General features: G+C 64.3%; 19 protein-coding genes. 8 read left to right on the top strand and 11 right to left on the bottom strand.

All coding sequences use genetic code 11. The annotated features are described in order from the left end of the window. The first annotated feature begins 30 nt into the window (after positions 1 to 30). A complete protein-coding gene (locus HGK27_RS11270) occupies positions 31 to 543 on the top strand; it encodes a Dps family protein (protein ID WP_206240612.1) in 513 nt (170 codons plus the stop codon). 40 nt (positions 544 to 583) lie between these two features. On the opposite strand, the gene HGK27_RS11275 is transcribed toward HGK27_RS11270, so the two are convergent. Further along, positions 584 to 862 carry a hypothetical protein gene (locus HGK27_RS11275; protein ID WP_206240614.1) on the bottom strand — a complete coding sequence of 93 codons (279 nt, stop codon included), beginning with the start codon at positions 860 to 862 and terminating at the stop codon, positions 584 to 586. 200 nt (positions 863 to 1,062) lie between these two features. Between HGK27_RS11275 and HGK27_RS11280 the strand changes: the two genes are divergently transcribed. After that, complete coding sequence (locus HGK27_RS11280) at positions 1,063 to 3,177, top strand: TonB-dependent receptor (RefSeq protein WP_206240616.1); 2,115 nt, start codon at positions 1,063 to 1,065, stop codon at positions 3,175 to 3,177. A gap of 63 nt (positions 3,178 to 3,240) precedes the next feature. Here the strand turns inward: HGK27_RS11280 and HGK27_RS11285 are convergent, their stop codons facing one another. Then, complete coding sequence (locus tag HGK27_RS11285; protein WP_206240617.1) at positions 3,241 to 4,002, bottom strand: creatininase family protein; 762 nt, start codon at positions 4,000 to 4,002, stop codon at positions 3,241 to 3,243. Between the two features lie 286 nt (positions 4,003 to 4,288). Here HGK27_RS11285 and HGK27_RS11290 point away from each other — a divergent pair, with 286 nt between their 5' ends. Further along, complete coding sequence (locus HGK27_RS11290; RefSeq protein WP_241127381.1) at positions 4,289 to 5,314, top strand: lysozyme inhibitor LprI family protein; 1,026 nt, start codon at positions 4,289 to 4,291, stop codon at positions 5,312 to 5,314. A gap of 4 nt (positions 5,315 to 5,318) precedes the next feature. On the opposite strand, the gene mmsB is transcribed toward HGK27_RS11290, so the two are convergent. Together mmsB and HGK27_RS11300 are read right to left on the bottom strand one after the other, a co-directional pair. Beyond that, positions 5,319 to 6,188, bottom strand: a complete 870-nt coding sequence (gene mmsB, locus HGK27_RS11295; RefSeq protein ID WP_206240621.1) for a 3-hydroxyisobutyrate dehydrogenase — start codon at positions 6,186 to 6,188, stop codon at positions 5,319 to 5,321. Positions 6,189 to 6,200: 12 nt separating this feature from the next. Continuing rightward, a complete protein-coding gene (locus tag HGK27_RS11300) occupies positions 6,201 to 7,697 on the bottom strand; it encodes a CoA-acylating methylmalonate-semialdehyde dehydrogenase (protein ID WP_206240623.1) in 1,497 nt (498 codons plus the stop codon). A gap of 94 nt (positions 7,698 to 7,791) precedes the next feature. Between HGK27_RS11300 and HGK27_RS11305 the strand changes: the two genes are divergently transcribed. Beyond that, positions 7,792 to 8,685, top strand: a complete 894-nt coding sequence (locus HGK27_RS11305) for a LysR family transcriptional regulator (RefSeq protein ID WP_206240625.1) — start codon at positions 7,792 to 7,794, stop codon at positions 8,683 to 8,685. Between the two features lie 181 nt (positions 8,686 to 8,866). Here the strand turns inward: HGK27_RS11305 and HGK27_RS11310 are convergent, their stop codons facing one another. From HGK27_RS11310 to HGK27_RS11320, 3 genes are read right to left on the bottom strand one after another with little or no spacing between them, the layout of a single operon-like run. Further along, the gene (locus HGK27_RS11310) at positions 8,867 to 9,997 is read right to left on the bottom strand and encodes a lysozyme inhibitor LprI family protein (protein ID WP_206240627.1); all 1,131 of its coding nucleotides are present in this window, start codon (positions 9,995 to 9,997) and stop codon (positions 8,867 to 8,869) included. A gap of 5 nt (positions 9,998 to 10,002) precedes the next feature. After that, positions 10,003 to 10,746: an anti-sigma factor family protein gene (locus HGK27_RS11315; RefSeq protein ID WP_206240629.1), complete on the bottom strand. Its 744-nt coding sequence runs from the start codon at positions 10,744 to 10,746 to the stop codon at positions 10,003 to 10,005. Then, positions 10,743 to 11,201, bottom strand: a complete 459-nt coding sequence (locus tag HGK27_RS11320; RefSeq protein WP_241127050.1) for an RNA polymerase sigma factor — start codon at positions 11,199 to 11,201, stop codon at positions 10,743 to 10,745. The genes HGK27_RS11315 and HGK27_RS11320 overlap by 4 nt, the downstream gene beginning before the upstream one ends. 135 nt (positions 11,202 to 11,336) lie before the next feature. Here HGK27_RS11320 and HGK27_RS11325 point away from each other — a divergent pair, with 135 nt between their 5' ends. The 3 genes from HGK27_RS11325 to HGK27_RS11335 all read left to right on the top strand — a co-directional run bounded on the left by HGK27_RS11325 (position 11,337) and on the right by HGK27_RS11335 (position 14,276). Beyond that, on the top strand, positions 11,337 to 12,611 hold the full coding sequence (locus HGK27_RS11325) for a S8 family serine peptidase (RefSeq protein WP_206240631.1): 1,275 nt from the start codon (positions 11,337 to 11,339) through the stop codon (positions 12,609 to 12,611). A 169-nt stretch (positions 12,612 to 12,780) separates the two neighbouring features. Then, a complete protein-coding gene (locus HGK27_RS11330) occupies positions 12,781 to 13,695 on the top strand; it encodes a hypothetical protein (protein ID WP_206240632.1) in 915 nt (304 codons plus the stop codon). Positions 13,696 to 14,045: 350 nt separating this feature from the next. Continuing rightward, entirely contained in the window at positions 14,046 to 14,276 is a 231-nt protein-coding gene (locus HGK27_RS11335) for a hypothetical protein (RefSeq protein WP_206240634.1), read from the top strand. A 14-nt stretch (positions 14,277 to 14,290) separates the two neighbouring features. Here HGK27_RS11335 and HGK27_RS11340 read toward each other — a convergent pair whose 3' ends face one another. From HGK27_RS11340 to HGK27_RS11355, 4 genes are all read right to left on the bottom strand, one after another. Further along, the gene (locus HGK27_RS11340) at positions 14,291 to 15,031 is read right to left on the bottom strand and encodes a prephenate dehydrogenase/arogenate dehydrogenase family protein (protein ID WP_206240635.1); all 741 of its coding nucleotides are present in this window, start codon (positions 15,029 to 15,031) and stop codon (positions 14,291 to 14,293) included. A gap of 194 nt (positions 15,032 to 15,225) precedes the next feature. Next, positions 15,226 to 16,578, bottom strand: a complete 1,353-nt coding sequence (locus HGK27_RS11345; protein ID WP_206240636.1) for an alpha-amylase family glycosyl hydrolase — start codon at positions 16,576 to 16,578, stop codon at positions 15,226 to 15,228. A 16-nt stretch (positions 16,579 to 16,594) separates the two neighbouring features. After that, positions 16,595 to 18,097, bottom strand: a complete 1,503-nt coding sequence (locus tag HGK27_RS11350) for a tryptophan halogenase family protein (protein WP_206240637.1) — start codon at positions 18,095 to 18,097, stop codon at positions 16,595 to 16,597. An 86-nt stretch (positions 18,098 to 18,183) separates the two neighbouring features. Continuing rightward, positions 18,184 to 21,009, bottom strand: a complete 2,826-nt coding sequence (locus HGK27_RS11355) for a TonB-dependent receptor (protein ID WP_206240639.1) — start codon at positions 21,007 to 21,009, stop codon at positions 18,184 to 18,186. Positions 21,010 to 21,308: 299 nt separating this feature from the next. Between HGK27_RS11355 and HGK27_RS11360 the strand changes: the two genes are divergently transcribed. After that, a complete protein-coding gene (locus HGK27_RS11360) occupies positions 21,309 to 22,349 on the top strand; it encodes a LacI family DNA-binding transcriptional regulator (protein WP_206240640.1) in 1,041 nt (346 codons plus the stop codon). Position 22,350 lies beyond the last annotated feature (1 nt).

Here is a 22,350-nt window from a genome sequence, read left to right on the forward strand (position 1 = left end):
CCTCCTCACCTCACCCAAGGAACCAGTCTCATGTCGATCACCGCCCAAGCCAAGCGCCTTGCTCCCCTCGCCACGCCCTCGGGCCTTGGGGAAGAGGCCACCCGCGATCTCTCCGCTGCACTGACCGTGCTGCTGGCCGATGTTTTCGCGCTGTATCTGAAGACCAAGAACTTCCACTGGCATGTCTCGGGCCCGCATTTCACTGAGTACCATCTGCTGCTGGACCGTCAGGCCGATGAAATCTTCGCCATGACCGACCCCATCGCCGAGCGCGCCCGCAAGCTGGGCGGCACGACGCTGCGCTCGATCGGCCAGATCGCCCGCCTGAGCCGTGTGCTGGACAATGACGCCGATTACGTCGAGCCACAGGACATGCTGGCCGAATTGCGCGACGACAATGGCGATCTGGCCACCCGCCTGCGCGCCCTGCATGAGCTGTGCGAGGAGCATCGCGATGTCGTCACCGCCAGCCTGATCGAAAACTGGCTCGATGAAACCGAAGGCCGCCGCTGGTTCCTCTTCGAAACCGGCCGCAAGGGCTGATGATGAAGGAGCGCCGGTCCCGCAACGGACCGGCGCTTTTTCACACGATCAGATCGATATACGCACCCGAGCCGTTGTAGAAGCGGCTGCCGGGCTGATAGTTTTCCAGCGAGGCATTCGGCGAAAAGGCCTTCAGCGCCTGTTCGATGGCCTGCAAGGTGGTCGAATTGGCGGCTTTCAGCGCCTCGGCCACGGTTTGTTCGGCGCTGTCCGTTGTGTCGGTTTGAGAGGTTGTCCCGGCCTGCTGCTGCAACCGCGCCGTGCCCGAGATGCTGATCGACAGATGGCTGCCCATCACCACGTTGGAAACATCCATCATTGCACTCCTTGAAAGCCCGTTCCGCCCGAAAACCTGCCCCGCATCCCGAGGCAAGAACGGCGCCCGAAAGCTTTTTTGAACCCGCCCGAGAGACAAAACGCCCTGCCACGAATACATATCGTTACGCTATTGCAAATGATTTTCATCAACGATAATGCGGCCACCACATCAGTCGGAACACCGACCAGGGGGTCCATATCATGCTTACTCTTGCCGTCGCGGCTGCCGCCGCCGTTTCCATCGCGCCTGCCCCCAGTCCCGCAGGCGATCCGCAATCCACCAGCGACGATGCCCGTGTGGAACGCAGCCTCGATGATTCCATCGTCGTCACCGGCAAGCATGAAGCGCCCTTCCGCGCCGAGGTCGTGCAGGTCGGCGCCTTCCGCAACCAGTCGATCATGGATACGCCCGCCAGCATCGCGGTGATGACGCGCTCGCTGCTCGACGATCAGGGCGCCATCGGTCTGGACGACGCGCTGCGCAACACGCCCGGCGTCACCCAGCAGTCGACCAGCCCGACGACCACCAACAATTTCCTCTCGCGCGGCGTGCTGATGAATGCGCGCACCAATTATCGCCTCAATGGCGCGCTGCAGATCATCAACCTCGGGCCGATCCCGCTGGAGAACAAGCAGCGTGTGGAATTGCTGAAGGGCGTTTCGGCGCTTTATTACGGCATCAGCACGCCATCGGGCATCGTCAATGTGGTGACGAAACGGGCGGGCGTGCAGCCCGTCACCAGCCTTTACGTGAACGGCGATGTGGAAGGCAGCGTGGGCGCGGGCGTGGACATTGGCCGCCAGTTCGGATCGGAAAAGCAGTTCGGCGCGCGGATCAACGCCTATGGTTCGCATGTGGAAACGCCGATCGATGGCGTGAACGGCTCGCGCTATGTGGTCAGCGGCGCTTTCGATGCCAAGGTGACAGATCGCCTCTCGCTGAAACTCGATGTCGAGCATTACCGCCGTGCCACCGATGAGCCGGGCGGCATCACGCTGCCCACAGCAGTCAACGGCAAGATCACCCTGCCCGCCATCCCCGATCCGCATGACCGCTATGCCCCGGCCAATGCGCCCTATCGCACGCTGGTGACCAATGCGCTGGGCCGCGCCGACTATGCCCTCTCCGACGACTGGTCGATCCGCGCCGAGGCAGGCTATGCCAACACCCAGCGCGCGCGGATGATCGCCAACATCGCCAAGTTCAATCTGACGACCGGCACGGGCACTGTCGCCACCACCTTTGCCGGGGACCAGGAATATTCGAACCTCTATTGGCGCACGGAAATCTCGGGCAAGGTGGAGACCTTCGGCATCAGGCATGAGATCCTCTTCGGCTATGCCCGCAACCGGCAGGTGCAGGAAGATCAGCACACGCAGAGCTATGCCGCCTACACGCAGAATCTCTACAGCCCAATCACCGTCACCCTGCCCAGCCTGACGCCCACCACGCTGAAAACCACCACCGGATCGACCAACATCGACACCGGCCTCTATGCGCTGGATCTGGCGCATATTGGCGAGAAGGTGCTGGTGATCGGCGGCGTGCGCCATGTCGATTACGCCACGCGCACGGCAACGGCCAATTACTCGGTCCGCACCTGGACGCCGACCGGCGGCCTTGTGCTGCGCCCCACCAAGAAGACCAGCCTGTACTTCACCTATATCGAGGGTCTGGAAAGCGCGGGCACCGCGCCCGATGGCACCGTCAATGCGGGCGATGTGCTGGCCCCGATCAAGAGCACCCAGATCGAGATCGGCACCCGCGCCGAATTTGCCGGGGCGCTGCTGTCGGTCGCTTGGTTCCATATCAACCGGGGGCTGACCTACACCGATCTGGCCACCAACACCTATCTGGTCAACGGGCGGCAGGTGAACAAGGGGATCGAGGCCTCGGTTCAGGGCAATCTGACGAAGGAACTGTCGGTGGTGCTGTCCGGACAATATCTCACCGCGATCCAGCGGCAGACGGGCGTTGCGGCGCAGGATGGCAAATTCATCGACAGCACGCCGCGCTGGTCGGGTTCGGCCTTTGCCGAATATCACCCTGCCGTGCTGCCCGCGCTGGGGCTGAATGCGGGCGTCTATTACACCGGCAAGCGCTACACCGATGTGCTGGATCAGGGCGTGCTGCCTGCCTATGCGCTGCTGGGCCTTGGCACCAGCTATCGCATGCCGCTGGGCGCGCGCAAGGCCATGACCTTCCGCATCAACGCCGACAATGTGACCAACAAGCGCTATTGGGCCACCGGCGGATCGACGCTCTATGTGGGCCTGGCCCGCACCGTGCGCGGTTCGATCACGATGGACTTTTGAACGCAATCGACGGGCGTCGGCCGGGGGGCATGCCGACGCCCGTCACAGGGGGAGTGGGGGGCTTTACTCCTGCCCTGTAAGGTCTGCGACGATGTCTGCCAGCGCGTCGATCACGTAACCGGTGATCGCCTCGCCCTTCTCCGCCGTCGCCAGCGTGGGATCTCCGGCGACCCCGCTGCCGCAGGTGCGCTCATGCATGGTGCGATAGAGCGTGGCGCGCTCGGCCCGCAGCAGATCGCCGCTGGCCCAGTCGAAGGTGTGGGTGCAGAGGTGATCGCCCGGCACGATGGCGCGCACCGCATCGGGCGCGGCATGCAGCACGATCGAGGTTTCCAGATCCCCTGCGTGGGAGTCGAGCCCCACCACACCCTCGCGCAGCTTGCGCAATTCGGGGCCCACCAGCAGCCACCAGCCCGCCAGCACGATCCGGCAACCGGGGTGAGCCGCGCCCACCTCCTCGGCGATCAGATTGGCGACAGCCTGATTGCCCGCATGGCTGTTGAACAGCACCACATTGGTAAAGCCATGCGCCAGCGCCGAATGCAGGATCGCCGCGACATAGGCCTGAAACGCCGCATGGCTGACGCTGAGCGTGCCCGAGAAATCCATATGATGATGCGAGCAGCCCACGCTGACCTGAGGCAGGATCAGCACCTTCTCGCCCAGCGTGCGGTCCAGTTCCTCAAGGAAATAGGCGCCGATCAGGGAGTCGGTGGCCAGCGGCAGATGCGGCCCATGCTGCTCCACCGCGCCGATGGAGAGGAAGAGCGGCGTCGCCCGGTCGATGGTTTCCAGCTCGCTTGTGGTGAGGTCCTGCCATTTCATCGCTGCAACTCCTGATGTGCGTTGTTCCGTTGAGAGACTTGTGGCGCAGGGGTCGGGAAAAAGCTCGTTAGGGGGTGTGAGGCGGCGTTAGGCCTCGCAGTTGTGTTAGGAAGAAGTGCAACGCAGGGGGCGTTACGCCCCCTGCACCCCCATTTCGTCTCCCGACGAAGCCTCAGTGGTATCCGGAGGACGCGAGTAAACTCTCCACCTGTGCAAGCTGTGTTGAGAAATGCCCGCCGGCAGGGCAAAGAGCGCAACACGCTGTTTTACGCTGGAGAAACTGGTGATGCCCCGCCCGAAGATCATCCTGCTGGCTCTGGCCATCGCCACCATGCCTGCGGCGGCCCTGACGCAGATCTCCTCCGGCAATTGGGATGCGGTGGATGCCAAAGTCCGGGCCGTCTGCCACCGGTTGGGCCAGCCCAAACCGCCCATCGCCGATCTCCCCTCCGCCGCGCAGATCAAGGCCTTGAAGGGCTGTGACGCGGAAAAAACCTATTACGGCGAAGGCATCAAAGTGGATTATCTCAAGGCCCGCCAATGCGCCTTTGCGCAAATCCAGAACAAGGATGACGCCTCCACCTTCGGCGGCGAGACCATCCTGATGCAGCTCTACGCCAATGGCTTTGGCGTCAAGCGCGACCCCGATCTCGCCACCGCCTATGCCTGCCAGATCGATGGCTCCCCCATGGAGAATGAAAGCCGCGTCCAGCATCTCCAGTCGCTGAAGAGCAAACCCGGCCCCTTCGACTATTGCGACGATATCGGCAGCGGTCTGGCCCAGGGCGAATGTCAGGCGCGCCGCTCGAACCAGAAGGCGGCGGGGCGCGACAGCAGGCTGGCCGCCTTGATCGCCGGCTTCCCGGCCGCCTCACGCCCGCTCTACACGGCGATGAAACAGCGCTTCGATGCCTTTGTCGATGCCCATGGCGGCGGCGAGGTCGATCTCACCGGCACCGCCCGCGCCGCTCTGGTGATCGAAGAGCAGGACCGCGTGCAGAACCAGTTCCTCAAGGATCTCGACCGGCTGAAGTCCGGCCAATGGCCCGCCGCCAGCGCCAATGACGCCGCCATGGCCGATGCTCAGCTCAACACCAGCTATCGCAAGGCGATGGTCTGGGCCGGCAGCAAGAACAATTTCACCACGACCAGACCCGACGATATCCGCAAGACCCAGCGTGCCTGGCTGACCTATCGCGATGCCTATCTGCGCTTTGCCACCCTCGCCGCGCCGGGCCTTGCCAGGGAGGCGGTGCTGACGCGCCTCACCCGCCTGCGCACCGCCCAGCTGGACGATCTGTCCGCCACCTGACGCGTTACAGGCTGCGGATGATCGAGGAGAAATCGAAGCCGCCATTCCCCTGCCCGGCAAAGGCTTCGTAAAGCGCCTCTGCCCGCTCGCCCATCGGCACATGGGCGCCGACATCGCCTGCCGCCGCCATGGCCAGCTTCAGATCCTTGAGCATCAGCGCGGTCGCAAAACCGCCCTGATAGTCCCTGTCGGCAGGCGTGACCGGGCCGACGCCCGGCACCGGGCAATAGGAGGTCATCGACCAGCACTGGCCCGAAGCCCTGGAGGAAATATCGTAAAAGGTCTGCAGATCGAGCCCCAGCCTTTCGGCCAGTTTGAACGCCTCGCAGGTGGCGATCATGCTGGCGCCCAGCAGCATGTTGTTGCAGATCTTGGCGGCCTGCCCGGCGCCGCTCTCACCGGCATGGATCACTGCCTTGCCCATCGCCTGAAGGATGGGCTCGGCCTGAGCGAAAGCCGCAGCCTCACCCCCGGCCATAAAGGTCAGCGTGCCTTCCCTGGCCGCCGCGATACCGCCCGAGACCGGCGCATCCACCATTGCATGGCCCCGCGCGCCAGCCTCTTGCGCCACCGCCTTGGCGCTGGCGACATCGATGGTGGAGCAATCGATCAGCAGCGCCCCCTGCGGCGCATGGCCGATCACATCCTCGGCATAGACCGAGCGCACAATCGCGCCATTGGGCAGCATGGTGATCACCACCTGCGCCCCCGCCACCGTCTCACGCGCCGTGGTGAAGGTCTCGCAGCCGCTGGCGCGTGCCTGCTCCAGCGCCGGAGCGGCCAGATCGAAGGCATGGACGCGATGCCCCGCCTTCACCAGATTGGCGGCCATGCCGCTGCCCATATTGCCAAGGCCGATAAAACCGATCTGCATCGACTTTCTCCCTTAACCCATGGTCGGAATGATAAAGGCGTTCCCGCCCTCCGCCGAACCATCCGGCCAGCGCGAGGTCACGGTCTTCACCTTGGTCCAGAACTTCACACCTTCCATGCCGTGCTGGTTGGTGTCGCCAAAGGCAGAGCGCTTCCAGCCGCCGAAGGTGTGATAGGCCACCGGCACCGGGATCGGCACATTGATCCCCACCATGCCGACATTGACCCTTGCGGCAAATTCCCGCGCAGCATGGCCGTTGCGGGTGAAGATCGCCACGCCATTGCCATATTGGTGCTTGCTGGGCAGCGAGAGCGCCGTCTCGAAATCCGCCGCGCGCACGATCTGCAGCACGGGGCCGAAGATTTCGTTGTGATAGCTGTCCATCTCGGGCGTCACATGGTCGATCAGCGTCGGGCCGACATAGAAGCCGTCCTCATGGCCCTGCGGCGTGAAATTGCGGCCATCGCGCAGAATCTGGCCGCCTTCCGCTTCGCACTTGGCGATCCAGTCCTCGACACGCGCCTTGTGCTGGGCGCTGACCACCGGCCCGTAATGCGCCGCGGGATCGAGGCTGGTGCCGACCTTCAACGCCTCGATTTCCGGCAGCAGCTTGTCGATCAGGCGTTCCGCCGTGCCCTCGCCCACCGGCACCACCACGGGCAGCGCCATGCAGCGTTCACCCGCCGAGCCGAAGGCCGCGCCCACCAGATCGCCCACCGCCCGGTCGAGATCGGCGTCGGGCATGATGATGCCATGGTTCTTGGCCCCGCCCATCGCCTGCACGCGCTTGCCGTTGGCCGCGCCGCGCTGATAGACATAATTGGCAATGTCGGACGATCCCACGAAGCTGATCGCGCCGATCGCCGGATGGTCGAGGATGGCATCCACCATCTCCTTGTCGCCATGCACGCATTGTAGCACGCCTTCGGGCGCGCCAGCTTCCAGCATCAGCTGCGTAAGGCGCACCGGCACCGAAGGATCACGCTCGGAGGGCTTGAGGATAAAGGCATTGCCGCAGGCGATGGCCACGCCGAACATCCACATCGGGATCATCGCCGGGAAGTTGAAGGGTGTGATTCCCGCCCCGATGCCAACCGGCTGACGCATCGAATAGACATCGATCCCCGGCCCGGCGCCCTGCGTGTACTCGCCCTTCAACGCATGGGGGATGCCGCAGGCGAACTCGATCACCTCCAGCCCGCGCTGAATGTCGCCCTTGGCGTCGGCGACAACCTTGCCATGCTCGCTGGCCAGCAGTTCGGCCAGATCCTGCATATTGGCCTCGACCAGCCGCTTGAACTCGAACATCACGCGGGCGCGGCGCTGGGGGTTGGTGGCCGCCCATTCGCCCTGCACCGCCTGAGCCGCCGCCACCGCGCGATCCAGCACAGCACGATCGCCCAGCGCCACTTCGGCCTGCACCGTACCAATGCTGGGGTTGAAGACCGGGCCACGGCGACCGCCGACAGTCGGCCCGCCACCGGCGATCACATGATCGATCAAGCGCATGCCTTGCATCCTTCTCATCTGTCTCTTTGTGCCAAGGCTTACGCCCTTTGAAATTGCGGGCAAGGCTACAAATTTGCTGCTATGACCTGCAAATATGCAGGACATCGACTGGAGCGACTACCAGGCCTTCCTCGCCATCGCCCGCAGCGGGCAATTGGCGCGTGCGGGGCGACTGGCGGGCATGGATGCCACCACCATGGGACGCCGCCTGCGCAAGCTGGAGGCCCGCCTTGGCGCCACGCTGTTCGAGCAGACGCGCGAGGGCCAGATCCTCACCCAGGCCGGAGACAAGCTGCTGCTCGCCATCGAGCAGATGGCGCAGGCCGCCAGCGGGATCGAGCCCGCCACGCCCGGCAAGGGCGTGTCAGGCAGCGTGCGGATCAGCGTTTCGGAAGGCTTTGGCAGTTGCATCGTGGCGCGCCATCTGGGTGCCTTCGCCGCCAGCCATCCGGACCTCAGCGTGGATCTGGCGGCCTCAAGCGGTTTCCTCAGCCCCTCCAAGCGGGAGGCCGATGTGGCCGTGCTGCTCTCACGCCCCAAGGCGGGGCCGCTGATCGCGCGCAAGCTGGCCGATTATGCGCTGCGCCTCTATGCCAGCCCCGCCTATCTGCAGGCCCAGCCGCCCATCAGGCGGCCAGCCGATCTGCAAAGCCACCGGCTGACGGGCTATATCCCTGACCTGCTCTATGCGCCCGAACTCAACTATCTGTCGGAAATCGCGCCCGGCATGAGCGCCGATCTGCGCTCCTCCTCGATCCTGGCGCAGCATCGCATGCTGGCCTCGGGCGCGGGGGTGGGCGTGCTGCCCTGCTTTATTGGCGACGCTGACCCGACGCTGACCCGCGTGCTGCCCGAAAGGCCGATCCTGCGCAGCTTCTGGCTGGTCACCCATCAGGACACCAGCAGCCTGCGCCGCATCCGCGCCGTCAGCGACTGGCTGACCGACATTGTGCGTCAGGAAAAAGCACTGCTGTTACCCGCGGGCTGATGATGTGTTGCCGCATCGTTTGATGCGAAAAACCGGTTCCCACTTTTTCGCACGATGCTTCGGATGTGTTGCCGCATCGCTTGATGCGAAAAACCGGTTCCCACTTTTTCGCACGATGCTTTGGATGTGTTGCCGCATCGTTTGATGCGAAAAACCGGTTCCCACTTTTTCGCACGATGCTTCAGTCACACTCATGGGCGGCATTGAGCATCGCCGCCAAAGCATCTGTGGCCATCTGCGAGGCCTGCGCCTGCGTCCTGCCAAGATAGCGGACATAGTAAGCCGCCAGCTCCCCGCGCGCTGCGGAGATATCGCGCCAAGCCACACCGCGCACGGCAGGCAGAACCGCCTTGGGATCATGCCCGGCCAATCCCAGCCGGGCCTCATCCACCGTGCTGCGATATTGGCGATAGGTTGCGAAACGGATCGTGCCGTCGCACATCGGCCATGTCTTCCACACCTTGCCATCCAGAGCCGTCAGCAGAGGCAAGGGCGGCAGGCTGGCCCGGCAATCGGTGTTGAACACGAAATTGTCAGGCGTGGCGCCATAGACCGAGTCCGTCGCCTTCAGCAGCCCGGGATGGGCCACAATGGCCGCGCAGGGCATTTCGCGAGACCCAACACTGCCATCCCCGGCCAGCGATGGGCCCAGCACATTGAGGAAGCCCACGAAACGATCGGGCGACGTCAGCAGGTCCTCGGCCCGCTTCACCGCGCCTTCACCGGTGGCGCTGTCCAGCATGCCGCGCGCGAACTGCGGGTCCTGCTGCGTGAGGAAATCCTGCAACACCGGCTGGAGCAGGCCGACAATCCGCGCCCGCTTCCCCGCCCGCACCGGCGCGGACCAATCCGCGCCATCCGGTTCCGAAGACCACAGCACCACCGCCTCCACCACCGGCGCAAACGCAGGATCGAGCCGCCGGATCACCGGCAGGGCCAGATCGGGCGCGCGCGTTGCGGCGGCGATGGCCAGATCCTTGTTGCGCTCATCATAGGCGCCCTGAAGGCAGGCGGCGATGCTCGTGCGGCCCGAGGGTCTGGCGCAAGCCTGCATGGCTTTCACCGCCTCGCGCTGGTCCTCCAGCTGGTTGGACGGCCCGCTGCCAAAAGCGCTGACCTTGCTGACTGCATAAAGCGCCGCCATCTCCCGATCCGCCGCTGACAGCGTGGGGCTGGCGCAGATCACCGCCTCGATCCCGCCCTGCCCGGCGGTGCAGGCAAAGCTGGGGCCCGGGGATGCGGCAGGCGCCTGCGCCTGAGCGGGCGTCACACTGAAGGCCAGCAGCAGCGCCGCGATGATCCGCCGCACCATAAAGCTCAGCGCCAGCCCTTGACCTTGGCCGCCTTTTCCTGAGCGGCATCCAGCGGATCGCCCTGAGCCATGCTCTGGGCCAGCGCCATCAACGCGCCATCCTGCGATCCGGCCTGGCGATAGGCGCTCTGCTCGGCAGGGGCGCTGCCCGGCAGCACATGCTGCAGCTGCCACTGCCCGCCATCATGGCACGCAATGCCCGAGGCCTGAGCCCCGGCAAACACCCGGCACAGATCACCACCCTCGCGGTGGAAGGTGCCCAGCATGCGGATCGGCGCATTCCCATCGGCGGATGCCAGCTGCGTATCAAGCGCCCGCCCCAGATCGCCCGAGGCCACCAGAGCGCCCTTCTCGGCCACAATCGGCCCCTGCGCGCCACCCCCTTGCGCACCATGCCACTGCGCCCCGACAAACACGCCGATGGCCAGACAGGCCGCCATCGCCGCCCCGGCCCATGCCGGCGTGCGCCAACGCGGGGCGGGCGCCGCCCGCCGGGCGCGTTCCGCAGCCAGATGGATCACCGGAGCAGGCGGCGTGGCGGCGCGAATGCTCTCCACCCATGCGGCGGGCACAGGCTCCTCCACCACGGGTGCGAAATGGGCCTTCAGGCGTTCCCTCAAGGCCCGCTCGGCCGCGATCCTGTCGGCCAGATCCAGATCGGCCAGCGCCGCCAGCGTGACGCGACCACGCGCGGCCTCATCCAGCTCGCCATCGACATAGGCCATGATCTCTTCCTGCGTGATCGTCATGGCTGCTCTCCTGTTTCTCCAAGCGCTTTCATCAGGGCCTCACGCCCGCGCACCAGCCGCGAGGTCAGCGTGCCCATGGGGCAACCGATGATCTCTGCGGCTTCCTTATAGGCAAAACCCTCGACCAGCACGAGCATCACCGCCTCGCGCTGTTCGGCAGGCAGCGAAGCCATGGCGCGGTCGACATGGCTCATTTCAGCGTGGGCCTCGATGGCGGCGTCGCCCGGCACGCCCACGTTTTCGCCCTCTTCCTCGGGAGCGAAGGTCTGGGCGCGGCGGCTGCGCGCGCGGGTCTCGTCAATCCAAATGTTGCGCATGATCCGATACACCCATGCATCCAGCCGCGTCCCCTCCTGCCACAGATGGCTGGATTTGAGCGCGCGTTCGATCGTCGCCTGACACAGGTCGTCGCCGTCAGCGCCATCGCGGGCCAGCCCCCGGGCGAAGCGCCTCATCTGAGGCAGCAATCTGACCAGGTTCTCACCGAATTGCGCTGATGCCACGCCTTTTTGCCTTGCTTGCGGATGAAACGGATGCAGGATTGCGTTTCATCCGCGAGCCTGCAATTTTTTCAATCCGGGAACAAGCCCATGAGAAACAGATCGCGGAACAGAGCATCGAAATGGCTTCGTCTCTGCCTGCTGGCCACCCTGTTGACGACAGGCGCCGGGCTGCAGGCCCAGATCAGCCTGCCGGGCGGCGCGGGGCGCGGGATCGAGGGCGTGGAGGGCACGGTGGACCGTCTGGGCAATGGACTGCGCGACGCGACCAGCCCTCTCACCAATGCCGCCACAGGCGCGCTGGGCACTCTCACCCAACTGGCCGATGCGCGCCTCAACCGCTTGGGAGATTTCCTGCGCAGCCATCGCAACACGGTGGAGGCCGATGACACCGGCCAGCCCGCGCGCGCGCATGAGGTGCTGCTGCTCGACCCCGATGCTGCGGCTTTGTCAGGCGCGAACGCCGCAGGCTACAGGCTGATCGAGCAGGGCGATCTGGATGGCCTCGGCATCGCCTATGCCCGCCTTGCCACGCCGCAAGGCACCAACCTTGCCTCCGCGCTGCGCCAGTTGCGGCACCTGCTGCCCGGCAAGGAGATCAGCGCCGACCAGATCCATTTCCCCAGCGGCGCTACGCATCCCTCCGGGAACGCAGCGCCAACAGCCCCCACCCCACGCGGCGGCACGGTTGGCATCATCGACGGCGGCGTCCCACCCGGCCCGCGCATCACCGCGCAAAGCGCCTTCGCCAGCGGCGGCCCCGTGCCCAATCCCCATGCCGAGGCCATTGCCTCGCTGCTGGCAGGCGCGGGCACGGCGCATATCGTTGTCGCCGATGTCTATGGTCGCGATCCGGCGGGCGGCAATGCGCTGGCCATTGCGCGAGCGCTGGCATGGATGGCGGGGCAGCGCGTGCCGGTGGTCTCGATCAGCCTTGTCGGCCCGTCCAATCCGCTGCTGGCCAGGGCCATTGGCTCAGTGCAGGCGCGCGGCATGATCGTCACCGCCGCTGTCGGCAATGATGGCGCCGCCGCCCCGCCCGCCTTCCCGGCCTCCTACAAGGACGTGGTGGCGGTGACGGGCGTGGACGGGCGCGGTCAGGTGCTGTTCGAGGCCGGGCGCGCCAGCCATCTGGATTACGCCGCCCCCGGCGCCGATCTCACCGCCATTGGTGCAGGCGGCAAGGTGCAGAAGCTGCGCGGCACATCCTTTGCCGCGCCGCTGGTGGCCGCACGCCTTGCCGCATTGGGGCAAGCTGGCGGCGGCACCAGCACCATTCTGCAGCGTGCCGACAATGAGGCGACCGACAAAAACCGCCGCACCGGACGCGGCATTTTGTGTGCGTCCTGCCGCAAGGGCATCTGAAAAACACGCAGCAAAGAGATTTTTAAGACGCAGCAAAATATTGCTGGACAAAGATTTTTGAAAAATTTTCGAAAAAATCGTCAGCGCCGCGGATTAAACGGAAAAGACCTCTCGTTCATCTCTCAGAGCCGGACATCACGGACCTGCTCCAGACATCAGGAGATGAACCATGAACCGCTTTTCTTCCCTTTCGCTGGCTGCTCTCGCTCTGACGATGAGCGCTGTGGCCATGCCTGCTCACGCCCAGCTGCTGGGGGGCCATGGTGGCCTTGGGGGCGGCCTGGGTGGTGGTCTGGGTGGCGGCCTCGGCGGCATTGGCGGTGGCCTTGGCGGCGGCTTCGGCGGCGCGGGCTCCATCGGCAGCACGATGAACAGCACGATGGACTCCACCACCAGCACCGTCCGCTCGCACAGCAAGCACATCGCCGACAATGCCACCGGTGACGCCACCGGCACTGTGACCAGCAGCGGCAGCCAGTCAGTCAACCGCAAGACCGGCAAGGTGAGCGCGGACCGCAGCGGTTCGGCCAGCGGCTCGGCCAATCTGGCCAACACCGCCAGCACCCCGCTGAATTCGGCTACCAGCTCGCTGGCCGGTTCGGGTCAGGCCTCGGGCAGCGGCAGCGCCAGTGCGCAGCTGGTGGGCACCGATGCGGTGCGCAACACCGCGCAATCGGCCCGCTCGACCGCAAGCGACACCGTCAGCCAGACGCGCTCTGCCGCCACCAGCACCGGTCAGGCTCTGGCCAGCCGTGGCAAGCAGGCCGTCAGCGGCACCTCGGCCACGGCGATGGGCGCGGCCAAGGGCTCGGCGGCGATTGCCGGAACTGCGGCTAACTCCAGCCTGGCGCTGGCGGGCAGCAGCGCGGCGGGCCTGAGCGGCGCGACGGGCGTGAAGCCGGGCATGGTGGTCCGCTCGCTGAATGGCGACAAGTTGGGCAAGGTCAAGCAGGTGGTGGCTGACAGCAGCGGCAAGGTCAGCAGCCTGGTGGTCAGCACCGGCGCGGGCAATGTGACCATGCCCGCCGCCCAGCTTTCCGGTCAGGCCGATGGCAAGGGGCTGGTCAGCAGCGCGGCACAGTAACGCCTGAGACTGGAACAAGGATCGGACCGGCAGCCATGGGCTTGCCGGTCCGATTTTTTGCGCGGTGACCGGACAAGAGAAGGAGGTGCGCAAGGGAATTTCGTCGCTTCAGCAGGTCGGCTGAGCGGGGAACAGGGCGGAGACGCGCGATGCCTGCTGCCGTTGTTGCATGTGGCGCAGCGGCCAGATCAGGCCGTAATCCGATCCGGCAGGAGCAAGCGGCCCTCAGGCAAGGCTGTGCACCCTGCCCCTTCGGGCATGGAACCATGATTCACCCTCGGTTGTTACCTAAGTGCAATCACGGGAAGATTGCGTAAGGATCAAGAGATCACGCAGAAGGATGCGGCATTATGGGATCGCGATGCTTTGACAGTCCTGTCCTGTTTATGAAACTGGGAATAACATCCAATCATGATGAAAACCCGACATTGGGCGAAGCCATTGCCCATGTTCTGGAACAACCCAGTGATGAGCATTATCTCTTCGACATTATTACCGAAGATGGCCTGATCAACCATGCCTGCATCCGCGAAATCGCCCGGACCGAGGCTTTCGCGCATTGGCGCAATCAGGATCACTGATCGGGCTCTCGCCTTCAGCCCAATTCTCTCCGCAGCGCATCCATCTCCGCGAAAAAGGCCTGCCTTGCGCCGGTGGCATAGGGATTGCTGCTCTCGATCGCGGCGGTGACGCCGGCGGCATCATGGCGGACCATCGAGACCGCCTCCCACAGCAGATCGAAGCTGCGTGTCGTGATGCGGCGCGGCGCTTCCAGAGGCAGCAGGGCGCGAGCGATCAGATGGGTGAGGCCCTGGGTAAAGGCGGCCTCGCGGTCATGCTCCTCGGGGGTGGCCCGGATGATCCGCAGGCCCAGCGCCTTGCGCAGAAAGGCGGCCATGCGGCGCTCTCCGCCGCCCCGGATCGGGCACAGCACCAGTTTCAACCCCCGCGTGCCGTGTTTGATGCTCTGCGGCCCGAACATCGGATGGGTGGCGATCACCGAGACATGGCCGGGCAGCGCGGCCTCCATGATCCGCGCAGGCTCGACCTTGACCGAGCCGACATCCAGCACCAACGCGCCGAGGCGCAGCAGAGGCGCGATTTCTCGGCAGATCGGGCCCAGTTCAGACACGGGCACCGCCAGAACCACAATATCGCAGGCACAGACCTCGGCAAGATCGGTCAGCGTCACGCCCGCAGGCGCATCGGCCATGGGCGATTCATCCGTGGCATAGATCCGGGTGAAATCCCGAAGATGCGCGGCAATCAACCGCCCGAAAGCACCAAAACCGATGATGCCGAGCGAGGGTCGTTCCGATAAGGCGGGCCAGATCACAAGACTGTGCTTTCGTAAGAAAGCTGCCGAACCTGCCTTGCTCTGGATGATGCAACCGCTGGTCAGGCAGCGGTTGAAGGACGACACAAGACCAACCGCTGATCAGCGGTAATAATACATCCCGGCGCGGAGGAAGGTCTTGCTCATGCCCCGGCGATACCCCGGGGCATGAGTCCATGTCAAGGCAAGCCTCGTCAGTTGATCGACCAGCCCCAGCCCTTCAGCGTGACCTTGCGCCCGCCCAGCACCACAGTGCCCGGCGTGGCCGAGAGGTTGACGGCGACGGTCACGCGATTACGGCCCTTGATGCGGCGGAAGGCAAAGAGCCTGGGGTTGCCGGTCTCGATCAGTTGCAGATTGCCCGGCTCCATGCCGCTCATCAGCGCGGGGTGCTGGTGCTTCAGGCGCAGCAGTTGGGCGTAAAGCCTGGCGCGACCGTCCACCTTCCAGGGGATGTTGTCCTTCTCGAAAAAGGCCAGCCTTTTGTCGAGACCCGCTTCCTGACCGCTGTAGATCAGCGGCATGCCCGGCAAGGTTGCCGCCAGCACGGTCATGGCATCGACCCCGTCACCATAAAGCTCGCGGTCTGTGCCCGCGTTGGAATTCTCGTCATGGTCGCTGGTGAAGGTCATGCGCCAGGCGCCCCTGGGATAGCGTCGCGCCGGATCGGTATAGAGCTTCGCCAGATCACGCGCGTCGCCCTCGCCCTTCGCCACCTTGACCATGGTGTGGTAGAGCGACCAGTCATAGCTCATATCGAAGGCGTGGAGCTGCAAATCCTGCGTGTCGGCCTCGGCCAGCATGAACATGGGTTTGATCTTGTCCAGCGCGGGGCGCGCCTCGTTCCAGAAGCTGGTCGGCACGGCCCAGGCGGCATCGCAGCGGAAGCCGTCGATGTCGGCGGTCTTCACCCAATAGGCCATGGCGTCGATCATCCCGGCGCGCACTTGAGGCTTAGTATAATCCAGACCGATCACATCGGCCCAGACCTCCTCATGATGGTCGCTGGGATCAGTGTAGTGATAGCCTTCCAGCTCGCCTTTGGCGTTGCGCTTGTACCAGTCGGGGTGCTGATCGACCCAGACATTGTCCCAGCCCGTGTGGTTGGCCACCCAGTCGAGGATCACCTTGAAGCCTTGGCGGTGGGCGGCCTTCACCAGATGCTGCAGATCGGCAAGATTGCCAAATTCGGGATTGACCGCCTTGTAATCGCGGACGGCGTAATAGCTGCCCAGCGAGCCCTTGCGCATCTTCTGACTGATCGGGTTGATCGGCATCAGCCACAGGATATCGACGCCCATGCGGCGCAGGCGCGGCAGATGCTGCTCGAAAGCGCGGAAGGTGCCCTGCTGCGTGTACTGGCGAACATTGACCTCATAGATGTTGGCCGAGCGGGCCCATGCCGGATGCTTCACCGTGGTGACGCCCTCGGTAAGGGGCAGCGGAGCCGTTGCGGCATGGGCGGGCAGGCTGGCCAGTGACAGGATGGACAGTGACAGGGCGGGCAGCCCGATCATGCGGCCAAGAGAGGTCAGGTGTTTAGGCATGGGAAGCTCTCCAAAATCAGCCGCGTGTTGTTATCATTGTGGTTGGTGCCGAGCGGGCGATCGCCTCGGCATGGGTCGGCATGCCCGCAACCTGCCGACTGACGGCGGTTTCCAGCAGCTTGAGGAATTCCGCCAATTCGCCGTCACTGGGTTGGTCGGCCAGCGGGTGATAGCCTTGCGGGGTCAGCCCCTGCCCCAGCAGCACCTGGAGCCAGCCGACCTCGGCGAAGAGTTCCTCGCTCTGGCGGGTGATGCGGCCATTGGCCTTGAACAGCTCCAGCTTGGTGGTGACGCTGTCGGGCACATCCATCGCCGCGCAGGCGCGCCAGAAAGGCTCGGGGCGGCGGTTGAGCTTGTAATGCAGGATCAGGAAATCGCGAACGGATTCGAATTCAAAGGCGGCCTGAACGTTGAAGCTGTCCACATCGGCGGGGGCAATCGCACCCTGAGGCAGGAATTTCAGCAAGCGCTCCACGCCGGATTGCACCATATGGATGCTGGTGGATTCCAGCGGCTCCAGAAAGCCGCTCGCCAGCCCCAGCGCCACGACATTGTGGTTCCACATCTTGCGCCGCCGACCGGTGGTGAAGCGCAGGGGCTTGGGATCGGCCAGAGGGGCGCCGTCCAGATTGTCCAGCAGGGTCTGCTGCGCGGCATCGTCGCTGGTAAAAGCGCTGCAATAGACATGGCCATTGCCGATGCGGTTTTGCAGCGGGATGCGCCATTGCCAGCCCGCCTCGCGCGCGGTGGAGCGCGTGTAGGGCGTCAGATCGGGCGCATTGGCGCAGGGCACGGCAAGGGCGCGATCGCAGGGGAGCCAGTGGCGCCAGTCCTCATAGCCGGTGGCCAGCGCGCCCTCGATCAGCAGCCCGGCAAAGCCCGAGCAATCGAGGAACAGATCGCCGCGCGCCTCCTCGCCATTCGCCAGCGTGACATGGGTGACATCGCCGCTCTCGCCATCGCGGGTGACTTTGGTGATGCGCCCCTCGATCCGTTTTACACCGCGCTTTTCGGCATAGGCGCGCAGGAACTGGCCATAGCGGCTGGCATCGAAATGGAAGGCATGGCCAAGGCCGCCCAGCGGCGCGCCAGTGGCGGGCACGCCATGCTGGAATTTGCCCGCGTAAGCCGCGCTGGCGTTCAGCGAATAGGCTGTCAGCGGCTTGGCGATCCCCAGCTTCTGCCCGCGCAGCCAGTAATGATGGAAAGGCACCAGCCCCAGCGGCCTGCCAATCTCGCCGAAGGCATGGATATAGCGGCTGTTTTCATCGCCCCAGCCGACGAAATCGATCCCCAGCTTGTAGGTGCCTTTGCAGAAAGCAAGAAACTCGGCCTCATCGATGCCCAGAGCGCGATGCAGGATCTGCAATTGCGGGATGGTCGCCTCGCCCACGCCGACGGTGCCGATTTCCTCGGATTCGACCAGCGTGATGCGCCAGTGCTTCGTCAGATAGCGCGAGAGGATCGCCGCCGCCATCCAGCCCGCCGTGCCGCCCCCGATGATGGTGATGTCCTGCATGCCCACTCCCACACGCTGCGCCTTAAACAGAACGGCGCGCCAGACCTTGCCCGACGCGCCGCCCCTTATCTCACCTTACCCTTCGATCAGAACTTGTAGGAAGCCCCGATCGAATAGGTTGCCCCATAGGTCTCGTAATTGATGGGCAGCTTGGTCATGGCATAGTAGTTTTCAAAAGGTGCGTTGGTCAGGTTCGAGCCGGTCAGCGTCACACTGAAGCCCTTGAGCGGGCCCTGCTGGAACTCATAGCCGATCTGCGCGCTCAGCAGACCTTCGCCGCGGGTGATGTTGTAGGATTCAGCCTGCTCCACCGTGGTCGAAAGGCCGAGGAAGCTGCTGCGATACTGATAGGTGGTGCGCAGCGAGAAACCGTGCTTCTCGTAATAGCCGGTCACCACGCCCGTCCAGGCCGAGAGACCCGGCACCGTCACCGTCTGCAGCACGCCGCCGCCCGGAGGCGAGAAGCTGACCGAGCTGATGTTATGCGTGCCGTTCAGGCGCAGACCAAAACCATCCAGCGAGCGCGAGAAGGCCGAGAACGGCAGTTCCGCCTGGATTTCGAAGCCCGAAACATAGCCGCGACCGGCATTGTTCGGCACCGTCACCAGCACCTGGTTGTTGGCCGCCTGCCCGCCCGAAATCGCCGCCGCAGCAGCCGGCGAGATGGTGGTCACATAGGAACCGACCGGATCGACGAAATTGGTCAGGTTCTTGTAGAAGGCCGAAAGCGAGACCAGACCCGAACCATTCGCGAAATACTTCTGCAGCGAAAGGTCGAAGTTGGTCGACAGGTAAGGCCGCAGCGAAGGCAGGCCGCCCGTGCCGCTGAAGCTGAAACCCGCATTGCCGCCGGTGGTGGTGTTGTAGGTGATCTGGAACGGCACGGCCTCATAGGCCTGTTCCGAACGCGACATCGACTGCGAGGCCGAAATCACCACGAAGGCATTGTGCATCACCTCGCCCTTCAGCGTGAAGCTGGGCAGGAAGTAGGTGTATTTCGCGCCGCCATAGGCCGGCGAATAGGTGACCGCGCCCGTGGAGGACAGCGACGCCGACTGGCCGGTGGAGTACTGGTTGGTGTTGACGATCTGCACGCCGATGTTGCCCTTCAGGGGCACACCGCTCACCTCGCTGTCGATGTTGGCCATGATGTAGCCGCTCCACACCTTCTCGCGCACCAGCCAGTCGCGGGTGGTCGAGGAGGGGCGGTTGTCGAAGGTGCTGGTCAGCAGGCCTTCGGCAGCCAGCGGATCATAGGCCAGCGTCTGCCCATTGTAGCCATAGGGGCTGACCGCGCCGAGCAGGATCGAGCTGGGCAGCGCCAGCTGGGTCGTGGCATTGGTGGCGCCGGGCGTCAGGAAATAGGACTTGAAGTCAGCGGTCTTGGACCGAACGCTGTAGGACACGCCCGCCTTGATGCTCTTGAAGAAGCCGCCGCCCAGATCCTTTTCCAGATCGGTGCGCAGCGCCTTGATGTCATCGACATAGTCAGGCGCGTTGAGGAAGCCGGCCTGCACCACCGGCGAGGTGCCGTTATAGCCCCAGCCCAGCGGATCGGTCAGCACTTCGGCGGTGGGATTGTTGTAGTTCAGCGTGCTCGACAGATTGTAGACGCCGTTGGGCTGCTGGGTCACAGTGATCGTCGAAGGCTGGCACGAGGCCGACTTGGTCACATAGGCATTGTAGCAGGTGCCGGTGTAGGTTTCGAGATTGGTATCCCGGCGATGCGCGCGCGAATAGCTGGCATCGACATTGAGATGCAGCGTTTCCGAGAAATTATACTTGGCATTGCCGCCCAGTTCCAGCGTGCGGGCATTGCGCTGGTTGTAGTTGTTGCGCTGCACCGCATATTCATTGCTGTAGCTGGCCTGAGTCACCACGCCATTGCTGATCGTGGTGGAGCCGGGCACCAGCGTGCCCGAGCCATAGGACATCGGCACTTCAAGCCCGCGCTGCTGCTGGACGGTGCGGAAATGCGAGTAGAAACCGTCAAAAGACAGCTGCAGCTTGTCATTCGGACGATACTTCAGGCTGCCGAAGACCGACTGGCGGGTCTCGATGTTGCCCGTGGCGAAGTATTTGGCACCGCCCGGCAGATAATTGCCCGAAGCATCGGTGGGATAGCCCCAGTTCTGATACTGCCGCTCCTGCTGAGGCGAGGACAGCAACGTGCCGCCCAGCGCCACGCCCAGCGTGTCATCGGCGAATTTGTCGACATAAATGCCCGTCACGCGGTAGCCGCGATGGGTCACATCGGGCGCTTCCTTGGCATAGGCATTGCCTTCGAACTTGCCCGAAACGGTCAGGATGCGGTGGTTCTGAGCCAGCGGATCGATCGTCATCAGATTGACGGTGCCCGCCACGCCCTGCGCGATCATGTCGGGCGAAGCGGTCTTGACCACATCGGCGCGGTTGATCAGCTCGGCCGGGATCTGGTCATACTGGAAGCCGCGGTCGTCAGCGATGGTGGCGATTTCGCGACCATTGAACAGCGTCGTGGTGAAGTTCGGGCCGAAACCGCGCACGGCCAGCACGTCCGAACGCCCGTCGAGGCGCTGGGCGGTCACGCCCGGCAGCTGCGACAGCGCATCGGTGATCGAATTGGTGGGCAGTTTGCCGACGTCTTCAGCGTTCACCGTCTCGACCACGGCGATCGACAGCTTCTTGACGCGGATCGCATTGTCCACCGACTGGCGGTAACCGCTGACGATGATGTCCGCACCGGTGGCTTCGCCAGCGCTGGCGCTCTGCGTGGTGTTGTCAGGCGTGGTCTGTGCGGCATCCTGCGCCGCCTGTGCCGGAGCCTGCGCCCAGGCGGGCACGGCCATGGCCACAGCCATACCGGCGACGCCGGCCTTCAGCGCGTTGCACGACAGGCTCGTGGCGCGCAAGCGCCCGAAAATATTGGTCATAATCCCTCCCTGTTGGCCTCTTGAACCATCGCTCAGCGGTTCATTCGCCCGCCCCTCACCTCCGGGGCACGTCAAAATGACTGCTCCCGCGCTGCGGTTTTGAGAAGAAGATGACATACGTATACCATTGCTATGCGATGACGATCCGTTGCTGACGGCCCGAGCTGTTGCATCTTTATCGCTATTGGTGTGTCTTTGGTCACAGTGGCTTACGCAGAGTAACGGAGGTATGCCGCGCCCGCTTTTCAGCGCCTTGCCCGGCTGCTAGATTTCCGGCCCGAAGCAGACAGGGTTCCGCGATGACCTATAAGCCGACATCCTTCGATATTGCGCAGCGCGCCGGTGTCTCGCAGCCCACCGTGTCGCGCGCGCTGCGCGGCCATCCCTCGGTCAGCGAGGCGACGCGCAAGCGGATCGAGGCGATTGCCGCCCAGCTCAACTATGCCGTGGACCAGAATGCCTCGCGCCTGCGGTCGGGCACCACCAGGACGCTGGCGCTGCTGTTCTTCGAAGAATCCGCGCCTGAGGATGGCCAGATCAACCCCTTCTTCCTCTCGATGCTGGGGGCGATCTCGCGCGCCTGCTCGCGGCAAGGTTACGATCTGCTGGCCTCTTTCCAGGAACTGTCGCGCAACTGGCATGTCGATTACGAAGACAGCCACAAGGCCGATGGCATCATGCTGCTGGGCTATGGCGACTATGAAGCCTATCGCGACAAGTTGGCCCTGCTGGAGCGTGAGGGCACCCACTACGTGCGTTGGGGCGCGGTGAATGCCGAAAATCCCGATGGCACCATCGGCTGCGACAACCGGTTGGGCGGACAACTGGCCGCGCGCCATCTGCTCGATCGCGGCTATCGGCGCATCGCCTTTCTGGGCGATGCCTCCAGCCGCGCGCCCGAGATCGAGGAGCGCTATCGCGGCGCCTGCGATGCCATGCGCGCCAACGGTGTCACGCCAGATCCGGCGCTGTGCGTCAGCGCGGAGACCAATGAGGCTTCAGGCTACAGTGCTGCGCAGCAATTGCTTGAACGCGATATGGATTTCGACGCAGTCTTTGCTGCCTGCGACCTGATCGCGGTGGGCGCGATGCGCGCCTTCGAGGAGGCCGGGCTGAGCATCCCCCATGATCTGGGCATCGTCGGCTTCGACGATATTCCCATCGCCGCTCTGACCAGCCCGCCCCTCACCACCATTTCACAAGACCCGGCCCATGCAGGCACGATGCTGGTCGAAACGCTGATCGCCAAGATCAGGGGTGAGGCCCCGCCCGCCATGATGCTGACCCCTCACCTGATCCTGCGCCACTCGACGCAAGCGCCGATCACCGTGCTGGACTAGA

It is taken from the genome of Novosphingobium terrae (genome assembly GCF_017163935.1).
Classification (GTDB): Bacteria; Pseudomonadota; Alphaproteobacteria; order Sphingomonadales; family Sphingomonadaceae; genus Novosphingobium; species Novosphingobium terrae.